The sequence below is a fragment of the Paenibacillus antri genome (assembly GCF_005765165.1).
GTDB lineage: Bacteria > Bacillota > Bacilli > Paenibacillales > YIM-B00363 > Paenibacillus_AE > Paenibacillus_AE antri.
The window spans coordinates 1-14,016 of the sequence record NZ_VCIW01000045.1 but is presented as its reverse complement, the minus strand read 5'-3'; the positions used below and the strand labels follow the sequence as shown (position 1 = coordinate 14,016).

General features: G+C 53.5%; 14 protein-coding genes. All 14 read left to right on the top strand.

Going from position 1 to position 14,016, the window contains the following annotated elements:
* Positions 1-290: 290 nt before the first annotated feature.
* The 14 genes from FE782_RS31870 to FE782_RS31810 all read left to right on the top strand — a co-directional run bounded on the left by FE782_RS31870 (position 291) and on the right by FE782_RS31810 (position 13,710).
* The gene (locus FE782_RS31870; RefSeq protein WP_138198397.1) at positions 291-1,718 is read left to right on the top strand and encodes a sulfatase-like hydrolase/transferase; all 1,428 of its coding nucleotides are present in this window, start codon (positions 291-293) and stop codon (positions 1,716-1,718) included.
* Between the two features lie 45 nt (positions 1,719-1,763).
* The gene (locus FE782_RS31865) at positions 1,764-2,663 is read left to right on the top strand and encodes a carbohydrate ABC transporter permease (protein WP_138198396.1); all 900 of its coding nucleotides are present in this window, start codon (positions 1,764-1,766) and stop codon (positions 2,661-2,663) included.
* 17 nt (positions 2,664-2,680) lie between these two features.
* Positions 2,681-3,514: a carbohydrate ABC transporter permease gene (locus FE782_RS31860; protein WP_238392736.1), complete on the top strand. Its 834-nt coding sequence runs from the start codon at positions 2,681-2,683 to the stop codon at positions 3,512-3,514.
* Between the two features lie 103 nt (positions 3,515-3,617).
* Positions 3,618-4,949: an ABC transporter substrate-binding protein gene (locus tag FE782_RS31855; protein WP_138198395.1), complete on the top strand. Its 1,332-nt coding sequence runs from the start codon at positions 3,618-3,620 to the stop codon at positions 4,947-4,949.
* A 95-nt stretch (positions 4,950-5,044) separates the two neighbouring features.
* Positions 5,045-6,811: a sensor histidine kinase gene (locus FE782_RS31850; RefSeq protein ID WP_138198394.1), complete on the top strand. Its 1,767-nt coding sequence runs from the start codon at positions 5,045-5,047 to the stop codon at positions 6,809-6,811.
* Positions 6,789-8,411 (top strand): helix-turn-helix domain-containing protein, encoded by a 1,623-nt coding sequence (locus tag FE782_RS31845; protein WP_138198392.1) that lies wholly within the window; start codon positions 6,789-6,791, stop codon positions 8,409-8,411. The genes FE782_RS31850 and FE782_RS31845 overlap by 23 nt, the downstream gene beginning before the upstream one ends.
* A 53-nt stretch (positions 8,412-8,464) precedes the next feature.
* Positions 8,465-8,956: a hypothetical protein gene (locus tag FE782_RS32505; protein WP_158299634.1), complete on the top strand. Its 492-nt coding sequence runs from the start codon at positions 8,465-8,467 to the stop codon at positions 8,954-8,956.
* An 11-nt stretch (positions 8,957-8,967) separates the two neighbouring features.
* Entirely contained in the window at positions 8,968-9,153 is a 186-nt protein-coding gene (locus tag FE782_RS32500) for an aspartyl-phosphate phosphatase Spo0E family protein (protein ID WP_158299633.1), read from the top strand.
* A 77-nt stretch (positions 9,154-9,230) separates the two neighbouring features.
* Complete coding sequence (locus FE782_RS31835) at positions 9,231-9,863, top strand: hypothetical protein (protein ID WP_138198388.1); 633 nt, start codon at positions 9,231-9,233, stop codon at positions 9,861-9,863.
* A gap of 6 nt (positions 9,864-9,869) precedes the next feature.
* Positions 9,870-10,439, top strand: a complete 570-nt coding sequence (locus tag FE782_RS31830; protein WP_138198386.1) for a hypothetical protein — start codon at positions 9,870-9,872, stop codon at positions 10,437-10,439.
* Between the two features lie 26 nt (positions 10,440-10,465).
* Positions 10,466-10,732 carry a hypothetical protein gene (locus FE782_RS31825; RefSeq protein WP_138198384.1) on the top strand — a complete coding sequence of 89 codons (267 nt, stop codon included), beginning with the start codon at positions 10,466-10,468 and terminating at the stop codon, positions 10,730-10,732.
* On the top strand, positions 10,729-11,373 hold the full coding sequence (locus FE782_RS31820) for a homing endonuclease associated repeat-containing protein (RefSeq protein ID WP_138198383.1): 645 nt from the start codon (positions 10,729-10,731) through the stop codon (positions 11,371-11,373). Before FE782_RS31825 ends, FE782_RS31820 begins: the two co-directional genes overlap by 4 nt.
* 243 nt (positions 11,374-11,616) lie before the next feature.
* Positions 11,617-12,336, top strand: coding sequence for a hypothetical protein (locus tag FE782_RS31815; protein WP_138198381.1), 720 nt, complete (start codon positions 11,617-11,619; stop codon positions 12,334-12,336).
* A 45-nt stretch (positions 12,337-12,381) separates the two neighbouring features.
* The gene (locus FE782_RS31810; protein WP_138198379.1) at positions 12,382-13,710 is read left to right on the top strand and encodes a GTPase domain-containing protein; all 1,329 of its coding nucleotides are present in this window, start codon (positions 12,382-12,384) and stop codon (positions 13,708-13,710) included.
* Positions 13,711-14,016: the final 306 nt, after the last annotated feature.

The following is a 14,016-nucleotide window of genomic DNA, read 5'->3' as shown; positions in this document are numbered from 1 at the left end:
TACAATACGGGGCGCTACCAATGGTCATTAAAAAAGATGACCCCCAATGAATACAGGAGTCATCTTTTGGCGGCTTAGCCGCCGAGGGCTTTCTTTAAACTGTCCGCCAATGGGGTCACAGTTCACGGCTCGGGGCGGTCTTTCTTTTCATCCTTGCGCGGCGTCGCCAGGTAAAAATTATACACGCATGAAAGTACGAATCCTTAACCGTGACCGCGAAGGGGCCGGGCTATAATGGAGGAGGACATACGGAAGCGAATGAAAGCGTCTTTACACGCCAGGAGGTGCCCATGCGAAAACAGCCAAACATCTTGCTTGTGACGACGGATCAGCATCGGGGCGATGGTCTCGGCGCGTATCGCGCGCATCCGATAATGACGCCGCATCTCGATCAGTTGGCGGCGGAAAGCGTCCGGTTCGATCGCGCTTACAGCGACGCGCCGGTATGCATCCCCGCACGGACGACGATCATGACGGGAAAATGCGCGTATACGCACGGCGTGGACCGGTACGGCGAATTCCGGTTGCCGGAGAAGCCGGCGTACACTCTTCCTGGGCGACTGCGGGAAGCCGGGTATCAAACCCACGCAGCCGGTAAAATGCATTTTCATCCGCCAAGAGCCCGATACGGTTTCGAACGGATGCGCCTCGTGCCGGAGGATTACGTCAATTGGCTGGAGCAGACGCCGTTCGCCGGCGCGTATCGCGGACATGGCCTCGGAGGGAACGAAGCGTACCCCGTGTACAGCGCGGTGCCCGTCGACCATACGTCCACCTGGTGGACGGTTCAGGAATCGATCGAGTTTTTACGCCAGCGCGATCCGGAATCGCCCTTTTTCCTGTGGACCAGTTTCGAAGCCCCGCATCCGCCGTTCGATCCGCCGGAATCGTACGTCCGGTTATACGACGGCGTCCGCGTCCCGCCGCCCGCCGATCCGGAGGACGGATGGTCGCGCACGGACCCGCCTCCATGGGTTGTCAATCGGAAAGCAGCGTTCAATCTCGACGATCTGACCCCGGACGTCGTCCGCAGCGCGCGCAAACATTATTACGCCCAGATCACGTTGATCGATTATCAGTTGGGGCGGCTGTTCGGGGAGCTGAAACGGCAACGGTTGTGGGACGATACGATCGTGCTGTTCACGTCCGATCACGGGGAAATGCTGGGGGATCACGGGCTGTTCCATAAATCGTGTTTTTATGAAGGCAGCGCGCGCGTCCCGTTTTTGCTGCGGGTGCCCGGATCGGTTTCCGATCGTTGGGGACCGGGAGATGTCGTCACCACCCCTGTGATGCTCGCCGATATTTACCCGACGTTCATGGACGCGGCGGGATGCTGTTCGGAGCCGGATGAAGAGCGGGACGGGAGAAGCCTTCTTCACGCTGACTTCGCGAGGCTCGGGGAACGATGGGTGTACGGGTATCTCGGTGATGCCGACGGCAATCTGTACATGGCGACGAACGGAAAATGGAAATATGTGTATTACGAATGGGGCGGATTCGAGCAATTGTTCGACCTCGAGCTGGATCCGAACGAAACGAAGAACGTGATCGGAAGCGCCGAAAGCCGAGAAGCGGCGACGTTGTGCAGGGAGAAGTTCAAAACCCGATTCCCGCGCGCGGCGGTCCGACGCAAACCGCTCCCGGATTACGCGTCTATGAAAGCGAGCAACCCGCTCGCCTGGAGAGGGCCGATCCGGTACGGCGGCCATTTATGAAGGAGACGGAACCCGCATGAGAAGCCGGAGGAGAGAACGCAAGCGATGAAGAAAACATTTTGGAATCGGAAACGAAGGGAAAACGCGGCAGGGTGGCTGTTTATCGGGCCGGAAGTGTTCGGGATGCTGCTGCTGTCGGTGTTTCCGCTCGGGTTCAGCCTGGCGCTCAGTTTCGCGGACTGGAATCTGGTCGGCGGGGTGTCGTCGATCCGGTTCGTCGGATGGGACAACTTTATCGGGCTATGGGAAGACGATCGGTTTCTGAAAGCGTTGAGAAACAACGTGCTGTTCACCGCGGCCACGGTGCCGGGCGTCATCGTCATCGCCCTGGCGATGGCGGCCGTCATCCATGCCCGCCTTTATTTCCAGTCGTATTTCAAAATCGCCTTTTTCGTTCCGTATATTTGCTCGACCGTGGCGATCGCGGCGGTGTGGTCCGCGTTGTTCCACCCGTCCAAAGGGCCGGTCAACCAGATTTTGATCCAACTCGGGGTCACCGATCCGCCGAAGTGGCTTGTCGACACGTCCTACGCCCTCGTCGCCGTCATGATCATTTACGTGTGGCAATTGATCGGGTATAAAATCATTATTTTCATCGCGGGTTTGTCCAACATTCCGAACGAACTGTACGAAGCGGCAAGCATCGACGGCGCCGGTACGATGGGCCAGTTCTGGCATGTTACGCTGCCGCTGCTCGGACCGACGACGTTTTTCCTGACGATCACAAGCATCATTTCCTCGTTCAAGGTGTTCGACATCATCAAATTTTTGACGAACGGCGGTCCGAACGACGCAAGCACGGTCATCGTATACCAGATTTACGAAGAAGGGTTTCAACGGTTCAATATGGGATACGCTTCCGCCATGTCCTGGGTGCTGTTTCTCATGATCGTGCTCGTCACGTCGGTGACGTGGATCGTACAGAACCGGAAGGTTCACGACTAGGGAAGGGGGGACGCGCGTTGTCAGGCAAATGGGAATGGAGCAAGGTTGCAGCGACGGCGGTTTTCGGATTGATTTCCGTCTGTTTTCTGATCCCGCTCTTGTGGATGGTTTCGGCCGCGTCGAAAATCGAAAGCGAAGTGTGGACGTTCCCGATCCGATGGATTCCAAAGACATGGAATTTCATGAACAACTTTCAAGAGGTGTGGCTCGGGAAAGTTCCGTTTACGATCTTCTACGCCAATTCCATCAAAATCGCCGTCATGACGACGGCAGCCACGATTCTGTTTTCGTCCATGGCGGGATACGCGTTTGCGAAAATCCGGTTCGCCGGACGGCACGCCGTTTTCGGCTTGCTGCTGTCGCTCATGATGATCCCGGAGCAGGCCACGCTCGTGCCGCGGTATATTTTGATCCGCTGGCTGGGACTTTATGACACGCATGAAGCGTTGGTGCTGCTCATGATGTTTTCGATTTACTTCACGTTTTTGTTCCGGCAGTTCATCGCGGGCATTCATAACGATTACCTGGAGGCGGCTCAAATCGACGGAGCGGGTTACTTCCGGACGTATTGGCAGATCGTGGTTCCGTTGTCCAAACCGATTTTCGCGACGGTCGCCATTATCAAGTTTATTTGGACGTGGAACGATTACCAGACGCCGCTCATTTTCCTCGTGTCGAGGCAGTTGTTTCCGATTCCGCTCGGCATCCAGTATTTCAAGGAAGAGTTTGCGACAAGCATCGCGGTCATGATGATGGCGTCCCTGTCCGCGATCGTCCCGTTGCTTGCGTTGTTTCTTGTGCTGCAGCGGCACGTCATCCGGGGCATCTCGCTGGGCGGCGTGAAAGGGTAAAAATAATACACGGCACAAGCACAATGCGTTACACGCTTTGTAACAAACGCTTTCTTTATAATGTTCGTGAGGAGAAGCCACATTACCCAGGGGGGAACGATCCATGAAGAAGTCGCTAGTCATCATCCTGTTGTTTGCGCTTGTCGCAACGATTGCCGCGTGTTCGTCCGGCAATTCGGGTTCGACGAGTCCGTCGCCGTCCGCCACGCCGACCGAAGGGCCGAAGGAACCGGTCACGATCAAGTTTTACACGTACAAGGCGGAGCGTGACGAAGAGCCTTGGGTCGAAGCGGTGAAGGCATTCAACGAACTTCATCCCGACATCAAGGTCGAATACGTGTCGCTGGTGCAAAACAACGACAGCGTCGAATTCATGAACAAGCTGGACGTGCTGATGGCGGGCGGGGAAGTCGTGGACATCTTCCACGCGGCTAACATCGAGCAGTTGATCGAGCGCGCGGCGCGAGGCGTCGTGGAGCCGCTGGATCCGTTCTTCGACGCGGAAGGCGTGGAGCCGAACGAAGAATACGTGCAGGTGCCGGCTTACGACGGGAAAACGTACGGCATCATTACAACCATGACCCAATGGTTCGTCGCCTTCAATCGCGATCATCTCGAAGAAGCGAACTTGCCTTTGCCGGAGATGGGCTGGACGTGGGACGACTTCCGGGATTACGCCAAGAAGCTGACAGTCAACGACAGGTACGGGACGTACTTCCACACGTGGGGCGAGTTCCCGAACATGATCGCGTACAACGAATTGCCGCATCCGCAATTGAACGTCGACTTGACGCTGAACTTTGACCATCCGTCGTTCAAAACGTTCTTCGAACTTCGCCGGGCGATGGAGAAAGAAGACAAGAGCGTGGAGCCGTACGCGGACATTCTCGCTTCCAACTACCATCCGCTGCAACAGTTTTTCGCGGGCAACGCCAGCATGATTCCGACAGGGTCGTTCGCGGTAAGAGCGGGTACCTTGCTTGACCGGTTCCCGCACGACTTCCAGATGGTGTACGCGCCAATGCCCCGTTCTTCGACGGAAGTCGAGCCGGGCGCGACGAACGTCTCGGGCAGCTTCCTCGGGATGGGGACGCGTTCCGCCAATAAGGATGCCGCTTATACGTTCATGCGTTGGGTGACGACGGAAGGCGCGAACTATTTGAAAGATTTCACCGGTTGGAAAAAGGCGGACGGCAAACAGCTGTTGACTACATTTTTCGGCGAACACGAAGCGTTGATCGACCTCGAATCGCTGAGCCGGGTCATGTACCATCCGCAAACGAGGTCCGAGTCGGCCGGGATCGCGGTGCCGTACGGCACCGAACTGAAAACGGTCGTGGAAAACGGGTTTACGAAATACATGCTGGACAACACGACGTTCGAAGAAGCGCTCGAGTCGATGAAAGCGGAAGGCGAAAAAGCGATCAATAAATAACGCGATGCCAAACGGGAAAAAGAGGTTGCGAGCCGCCTCTTTTTTCTCTATATAACAGGACGATATAATAAGCGAAAACGAAAGATTGTGGTAGCATGTTTCTTCGCTGGATGAGCCGGATATCGTTTTACCACCGCATTCTGGGGTCGTTCGTTATTCTGATTTTGATCCCGTTTGTGGTCATCACGTACAATTCGTACACGAATATTCGGCAAGACGTCATCGGCAGCATCGGGGACGCGAACGACAACGTCGTGCAGGCGGTCACGGACCAGCTGATGAAGACGGTCGGCAGCATCTCGTTCGCTTCCGCGTATTTCGCGGAGATGAAGGACCCGGCGATGCTCGACAGCATGCGCGCGTTGAGCCGCAGCGCGTCGTTCGCCGACTATGACACGTTCCGGCATTACAGCCGAATGAACCGGCTGGCCGACGTGCTGCTCGTCCAGACGTTCGAAGCCGGCTTGCGGCTGTTTATGCTTGGCAGCGGCGATCGGGTTATCATGGGCAACTTGTCGGCGCGCGTATTTTCCGTGTACGACGACCGGCCGTTTCTCGAAGCCCGGAACGCCGTGGAACACAACGCGCTTACGCTGCAATGGTTTCCGGTCGGGACGACGGACGACGGCGCGGCTTTCGTGTACGCGTCCCGCATCATCGCGGATCCGGTGACGAACCGGCCGCTGGCGACGTTGTTCGTCGGCATTCCGGATTCGTATTTCGCGAAGCTGTTCCGCAGCCACGGCGAAGGTTCGATCACGCTGCTTGACGCGGACGGCGCCGTCATCGCCCGCAGCGAGTCCAGGGCCGCGCCCCCGTCCGGGGAGACGATCCGGACGGCGCTGACGATGCCGCAAACCGGGTGGACGCTCGTGTATGAGACGCCGCTGTCCGAAGCGACGGGCCGGATCGCTAGACAGTTTCTGGTGTCGGCGCTCGCGACGGCGCTGTTCTTCACCCTGTTCGTGGTCGCGTCGGTGTATCTGGCGCGCGGCATCACGACGCCGATTTTGCGGCTTCGCAACACGGCGCGGCTGTACGTCGGCGGCAACCGCGACGTCCGGATGCCGGTGACGGGCAAGGACGAGATGGCTTTGCTCGCCACTGCGTTCAACCGGATGCTGGACGACATCGACCGGCTCATCGAGCAGGTGGAGACCGAGCAGGAAGAGAAGCGCGTGCTGGAGCTGCAGGCGCTTTTCTCGCAAATCCGCCCCCACTTTTTGCTCAATACGTTAAACACGATTAAAGTGAAATTGGTGATGGCCGGCGATTCGTTGCACAGCCGGATGCTCGACTCGCTCATCGCGCTGCTCCGTTCGTACGTCCGGGTGCACGAACCGGCTGCGATTGCGGAGGAATGCCGGCTGCTGGAGGATTATGTCCGGATCATGGAAATCCGGAGCAAACTGGAAATCGCGTTCCGGTGGACCGCGGACGAGGGAGCGGCCGGGGTAACCATTCCGCGGCTGCTGCTCCAGCCGATCGTCGAAAACGCGATTTTGCACGGGTTCGCCCTGCATCCGGAGCGGCCGGCCATCGACATTCGCGCCCGACGGGGAGACGGCTTCGTCACGATCGAAATTACGGACAACGGGCGCGGCATGCCGGCGGACAAGCGGGAAGCGCTGGCGAACAAGTTGCGTTCGGCGGAGGCGGCCGAGCGGACCGGAGGAACGCCGTCCGTCGCGCCGCGCGGCGTCGGACTGGTCAACGTGGCTCGCAGGCTGCGCCTCCATTTCGGGACGGACGCCGAGTTGCGCGTGTCGCCCGGAGCGGAGGGCGGCATGACCTTTGTCTTGTGGATTCCCGAGACCGGCGGGGAGGAGGTGACGGACGATGTACAAAGTAATGCTCATTGACGACGACGTGCCGATGCTCGATTATTTGGCGCAGTTGATCGACTGGCGCAGGCTCGGCACCGCCATCGCCGCTTCGACCCATTCCGCCGAACTGGCGCTCGAACGGTTTCGGGACGTCGATCCCGACATCGTCATGACGGACATCGGGCTGCCGGCGATCGACGGCATGGAGCTCGCGCGGACGTTCCGGGCGCGGAAGCCGGACGTACGGATCATCTTCCTGACCTGCTACGAGGATGTCGACTACCTGAAGCAAGCGTTCCGACTGGAAGCGGACGATTACCTGATCAAGGACGAGTTGACCGCGGACAAGCTGGCGGACAGCATCCGGAAGTCGGTCCGGTGGTTGAAAGGGCGCGAGGAATCGCTCGAACGGCTGTCGTTCCGGGAAGACTTGCAACGCAACCGGGACGTGTTGAAGACGTCGTTCTTCGAATCCGTCGTCAAACACGGCCGAACGGATCGGGACACGATGCTGTTCGGCGAACGGCTCGCCATCCGTTGGCCGCACGATCGGTTTTCGCTCGTCTGGTTTCATCTGGACGCCGGTTCCTTAGCCGGCAAGTACGCGTGGGACGATGCGGAGCTTCTGTTATACGCCGCTTACAACGTCATCGAGGAAGTGTCCGCGACGTTCGGCTTCGACGCGTTCGGCGTGGCGACGCCGTTTCTGCTCCGCGAGGAAGGCGTGTGCGTGATCGTGAACGTCGATGCCGGCACGGCGGGCGGCAAGCTGCGGGAGACGATCGGATCGTTCGCCGCCGACGCGGGCGCCCATGTCGAGCGGGTGCTGAAAGTGAACGTCAGCGCGTTTTATGTTGCGGAATCGGTCGAGGCCGCCAAGCTTCGCCACATGTACCGGACGATTCGCGAACGGATGCGCGACGCGTATTATGAGCCGTATGCGCCTGCGTACACGCTTGGCGGCCATTCTGCCGCGTACGCAGGGCCGGAGGAGGCAGGGCCATTCGCGGCGGAATCGGGCGTGGCGATGCAGGCGTTCGAGGAGTTGAACGCGCAGCTGATCGACGTCGCGATGAACCAGTTTCGGACGAAGGCGGCGCGGAGCCGCCCGGAGCCGTCCGCCGTCATCGGCTGGTGCGATCGGCTCGTCCGGTCGGCGGCGGCTTCGTTCCGGTTGCCGGCGAACGAGTCGTATTTCGGCTTGCTCCATGCGTCGGTCCGGCTGGAGGAGACGGAACGGCTGACGCGCGCCCATCTGAAACGGCTGCTGCGGGCGGCTTCGGCGACCGGCGACCCGATGCCGGACGATCCGGCGCTGGCGGCGATCCACGCGTATATCGACGACCATATTTGCGAAACGGTCACCTCGGTCGACGTCGCGGGCCACCTCCACCTGAATCCGAGCTACTTTTCCCGGTTTTTCAAGAAGAAGACCGGCTTGAACTTTACGGAGTATGCTCACCAGTACAAGATGCGGCTTGCGAAACGGCTGTTGAAGCGGCCCGACGAGACGGTAGAAAGCGTCGCCTACACACTTGGGTATTCGGATCGCGCCTATTTCTCGAAAGTGTTCAAGCGGTACGTCGGCGTCAACCCAGGCGATTACAAACAGGGCGACGCAGAGGTTACTGATTGATGTATTTCTCGAATCTTGAGCAGGTTAATAGACTAGGGAAGGGGGTTTAACTCATGCAGGAACTAGCGGATAAGGTCTCTATACTTTTTGAACAGGTGATTCGGTTATTGCAGCTGGTAGGCATTCCGGTTATGGGCGTCCTCTTCATTGTCGGATTCATAATATTGCTTACTTCAGGAAAGAACCCACGTCGAAAAAGAGCCGGTTACATTATGACTATCGTTTTTGGCATTGGTATTCTTCTTGTTTCTTACGTCCCGCTTCTTGCTTACAAATATGGCGGGGAGGCGCCGAAGGAGGCGACGGGAGATGAGACCATTTATTCGATGGTTGATTCCTCTGCCGGTCTGGGGAGCATGTTCTTCACGGGTCTTAAATATGCCGCAATACCCTTGACCTTTACGATGTTCTACATAGGCATCATGATTGTTTTACTTGCCGCGAAAAGCCCCCAAAGAAAACGTCTTGGCATTGGAATAAGTTTGTTGAGTCCAATTACCCTCGCAATCGTCTTTCTGATTCCGGTCTTACTGCCGCGATTGTAGGAGGTGCTGCTGTGACCGTACAGGATGTATTGGAGGCGTTTGAAAAAAAGCAATCAGAATTAATCGAAATCGGGACGAGATATGGGCTAGATCATCCAGATGTATTGAAGTGCAGCCAGGAATTAGATGTCATTCACAATAGGCTTCAGGCATTTATGATGATTGAGAGCGGGATCCGGATCGGCCACAGGCAGTAAACCTGTGGTCTTCCATTTTTGGTTGTTGCCTTTATTGGTTACATATATTATAAATGGTACAAAAAACGAGATGGGTGATGATTGTGCATCTATCCCCGGAAGACTTGCAAAGGGTTTACCGCGAGATTCACGAGCAACTTGTTGCTGAATTCCCACCAGGGACCGTTGAAGATAGAGAAAACGACAGCAACAGCAAATACATACCGGTTCAGCCATATATTCACCGACTGGAGACGGCTGCCGGCACATTCTGGTCGTGGAGGACAACAGGTGAACCCAAAATCTACGATTTAGAAGAGCAGGTCATAGTGAAAGGCGTGCTGAAGATCGTAGAGGCGGAGCGGGAAGGAACGGGGTTCGCAAACTTTCAGAAGTACGAGGATACCGGGAAGATTAAGAACCTGAAGTATGCAATTCTTTCTGCCACGAGTGATGCACTCCGTAATGCCTGCGACTTGTTCGAGATGGGTTGGAAGGACCTCGCCCCGTATAGGAAGTGGGCAAAGAACCCCGGTACCGGTTTGGTCGTTCCGACTACCGGAGCGGGAGGAAACCAAGAACCGACATCGAGCTATCGTAAGTGCGTCGTTTGTCAGCAGCCCCTTACGGCAGAAGACGAAAGTTACCTGAGCGAGCTCAATATTAAACATCCGTATCATCGGGAACACATACCCCAGCATTTAATTAAAAGTCAGACGAGGAGAAGGTGAATAAGCGTGAAACGACCTTTGATCTTAACCTATTCGATGTGCTCGAACTATTGCCCGAACAGATCCGTATGCAAGCTTGATGGGGAGCCGAAGGAAGCCATCTCTTCGGATTATGCACCCCGCTGCAAAGAAGAAGGGAAGTTTATCCGTTACATGAACGTTATACCTGATGCCTATAATTACTACGCGATGGATGAAGAGATCCCTACGGACTGGAGACCGGATTACTCGAAGATCCCTACAGATTCCAGAGGAATTCCCCTGATCGTAAACACTAAGCGGGGTGTTGAGCGGGCAATGTCGGCCAATTCCTCCGTAGAATCACTAAAGGGAGACATGATTCTGGGAGTTCCGCGCATCTACACATATCAAGGGCAGAGAGAAATCATTTACGAGCTCGGCGTCGATCTCGCTAGGAAGGAAGCGGCAAAAGTCGGAGTTGAACTCACTGTACTACCTGAAGAAGAGGGATGGCCCGGCGTTCGGGAATATATCTCCGATTACGAGGCTCGTTCCCGGATGAAGCATGTGAACAATTCATGGCTCAGTGATGAGCCGGTAAAGGGGTGGGACTGATGAGGGGGCTTTCCACGGAGGATAATGTGAACGACATCCGCAGTAACCTTATCGAGATGCTGCTTGCTCTCTATAAGGCTTTGGAGGGAAGCGGGGAGATGCACCTCCGCCACGAAAACAACGCGCTTCATTGGGTCCCCGGACAAGGGCTTTGGATTGAAGGATGCGCCGGCGAAGTGTCGGTGAAAGCCTACAATTACGCTTCTGTTACTCTGGGGGCTCAGATCCGTTCCTACAACCATCTTCCGTACCAGTGGCTCCGGAGCCTCACAGGAGTTGGTGATCAGGATTGAGATCGATTAAGACGGTTTTCCCGGTTGTCGTATTGGAGTCGCTTTGGGCTTCTGTCGAGGTCTACGCCAAGGCGACAAAGGAGAGGGAAGGGCGAAAAACTTCTGTCTCCCAACTATTTGAACAGATGGCTGTGCAGCTCTGTGAGGAGCCGCTGCCGCTACCAATCGTTCCGAATCGCAGGGTTACTATTTATCAGAAGGCCGGGGATTTCGGGAAGGAATTCCCCCAAGCAAGAAATTCGCTGTACCTGGACCCCCAGCTGCTTGAAAGACTGTTTCGGGTCTATGAGGAAGTGGCGAAAAAGCAGTTTGGTGAAGAAACGACCCTTAATACCAATACCCTTGCTACGACGGTATTTTATTACTTCTGCCGTGAACGCGAGCTGCCGATCGATGAAAAGTATTTCGATGACGACTATTTCCGAAAGCATTATTCGTACTCTGATGAACAAACCCTTGAGGCTATTAGGAATCTAACGATCAAACTCGGCAAAGAGCCAACTTCGAGGGAGTGGCGGCAAATGCGTCAGGAGGTAGGTGGACCTTCTGAATCTTACATTGTGAATCGCTTCGGATCTTTTAATGTGGCGAAACGGTTGGCGCAACAGACTCTTGTTGAAGGGGAAGGGAATGTCGAGTGAATCGCGGCTAAACCGAGTCGGAGATTAGGTTACGCATCGGTCATGACAACATTCCCGCATAACCCATTCTTTTTACCTTATGGCGCATGAGCTGGCTGTGAATTGGATGGAGGCCCGGGTTCTCTTTAAAGAGGCATGGTCTATCTAATAGACCATGTCTCTTTTTGCACCTATTAAAATTATGCCGTTGTGTGGATCAAGGTTGCGGTTTGGGATCATTACATCATTATTGGAGGATGAAACATGACCCAACTCAATCAAACGAATACTTTTACGATTGCGGAATTGACCGCGTTTTTCCGTAATCAGGAGGCAGCCCCCACTATTGAGGTCACAGGGCCGTCAGGATCGGGTAAGTCATCTACGTTGACTACTGTATTGCCAAATTCGAGTAATCGATTACTGGCTCGGAACGTCGGTATTATACAAACGTCTCTGATTTATACCTTACTCATGCTGAATGAGAAACTGATGCCGGATAAGGTGTTGATCCGGGTGAAGGTAAAAGCTTTTGATGCATTGTTGGTTAAGGCGGAATTAACCGAGACGCTGATCGAATTTATTTATTTAAATCGGGATGACCTCGAAGAGGTTGAAGTAGAGGATACGTTTCTAAAACGTATCCTAGATCCTGAAAACAGGGCGTACCATTACTACAACTACGTTAAAAAGAATAACGAAGCTGGTGTGGAGGGTTTTCCTGGTTTGGACACACTTCAGGAGAAGATTCAGGATTTATACCTGAAGGTCACGGATGGGCTCCGTGAGGAAGTCAGAGAGCGGGAGAAGGAAGGGAAGTCTCTTCATCCGAAACCTAAAAAACGTGATTTCTATGAGAAGGTCATCAATGAGCGTTTGGATGATAAGCTTGAAAACGAAATCAAATCTATCTATGGCTGGTTCGAGCAACTATATGCATTTGTTAAAAACGAGATTCTAGATATTTGTGATAGGCAGGAGTAGGATGAGAACCACATTGTTCTAGATGGCGTTGTAGGAACGAATCAGGTGGAGAATCTGATTCAACGAACATACGATCCCGATAGTCCCTATTCATTGGTGGTTGAGGAACTTGCTTATGCTGTTAAGCCATCAAATGATTTTATTGAAGCGTTTAAAGAGGTATATCCTGAATCAGAATATCCAGGAAAGACGCTAAAGGTTAACATCTTGGATACGCCAGGACTGACTCAGGTTGGCGAGGAAAAATCGGATATTGAAGACGCACTGAATCGTGTGTTGGCGAAGCGTTATGATGCTGTTCTTTTCCTCTGTCGTGCAGATGAACGTCCGACAATCTATGACATTTGTATGGACCTCTTAGTTTCGCATAATAAGAAGTTAGAGGACATACCGCTGAAAATTTTGCGTACCCGAGCGGATATTGTGCTGTATGAGAAGATGAAGAAAGATCGGATGATTGAAGAAGGTGATACGAACTTCGTGAAGGGGCCGCAAACAGACGCTTACGCTCAAGCAGCCTATCATGCATATTTAGGTGATTTGAAGCAGGAAGAGGATAGACTTTCTAAGGAACTCGGCGATACGAATCTAGTCGATTTTGTTTCTCTTGATTTGCACACACTCAATAGTTTGACGGACTTTTTTGCTGAAAAGAGTTTTACGAAGGAGAAACTCTATCGTACTCTTTTGAGTCTCTCCCGAGAAGTGAATAATGCCTATATGCCTCCGTTAGCTGGCCGGCTGTGGTTACAAGGGATAAGTCCACTCAAGCCAGTTTTGGAGAGTAAAATGGATGGGTACATGGATCAAATGTTGGATGATTTCGGATCCCATATGGTTAATCTGAATACTAAAGAAGGGGATGGGATGTATTTGAACTTTGCTGATTCCTCTAAGGTGTTCCATGGGCGCTCAGTATCAACATTCTACTTTAATCATAAGATTGGGGTAGGACATGAAACCAGGGCTAATGTATATGCTAATTTTAAGGTACACATTCGGAGAATGATACAAAAGTGGATGACCTCATTTTTTCAAGATTGGAGTATGCATTTTGAAATTTCATTTGATAATTTGAAACAGACAGAGGCGGGAAAACAAGCTTTGAACGAAGCACCGAAGCTTCTCGTGGAAATTTTCAATAAGCAAAAACCGCAAATTATTTCTCGAATCGCTAAAGCTCTAAGTTATGACGCATTTCGTACAGAGATGGAGGAGAAGTATTACTTCAATTCATGGAATAAGGGTTTCCACGAAAATCTTGAATTGTTTAATGTGAAATTTAGCGACTGTGAATATTGGCGTCTACAGATGCGGAAGTATCTAAAGGAAGAACTCGATAATCTCCTTGATCGGATGTATTATTACGATTAATCAGCGAGCCCGCTTTCCTATGGGGGTGGCATGCGGATATATCTGAGAATTGTTCGGACTGAACTAAATTAAGCTTATACCGGTTTTCATTAAACAACATAGTCTAATACTTTATTTTCTATTTTACAGTAGGTTGGTCAGGAATTAATCCCATCAGTCTAAAACTTGTTTCTCCCAAGCTGACGATTATCCAACTCAAAAATCTTATTAATGAATATTTCGATGAAATAGAGCCACCATTCCGGTTATAAGTGAGCCAGGCCTCCGGAAAAAATGAGCCACCCCTCCGGTGGGGGGGAGCCACCC

What these genes read in the sequence shown, in the direction of transcription:
- FE782_RS31870 (WP_138198397.1), top strand. Translation starts at nt 291, where the DNA reads ATGCGAAAACAGCCAAACATCTTGCTTGTGACGACGGATCAGCATCGG.
- FE782_RS31865 (WP_138198396.1), top strand. Translation starts at nt 1,764, where the DNA reads ATGAAGAAAACATTTTGGAATCGGAAACGAAGGGAAAACGCGGCAGGG.
- FE782_RS31855 (WP_138198395.1), top strand. Translation starts at nt 3,618, where the DNA reads ATGAAGAAGTCGCTAGTCATCATCCTGTTGTTTGCGCTTGTCGCAACG.
- FE782_RS31850 (WP_138198394.1), top strand. Translation starts at nt 5,045, where the DNA reads ATGTTTCTTCGCTGGATGAGCCGGATATCGTTTTACCACCGCATTCTG.
- FE782_RS31845 (WP_138198392.1), top strand. Translation starts at nt 6,789, where the DNA reads ATGTACAAAGTAATGCTCATTGACGACGACGTGCCGATGCTCGATTAT.
- FE782_RS32505 (WP_158299634.1), top strand. Translation starts at nt 8,465, where the DNA reads ATGCAGGAACTAGCGGATAAGGTCTCTATACTTTTTGAACAGGTGATT.
- FE782_RS31835 (WP_138198388.1), top strand. Translation starts at nt 9,231, where the DNA reads ATGATTGTGCATCTATCCCCGGAAGACTTGCAAAGGGTTTACCGCGAG.
- FE782_RS31815 (WP_138198381.1), top strand. Translation starts at nt 11,617, where the DNA reads ATGACCCAACTCAATCAAACGAATACTTTTACGATTGCGGAATTGACC.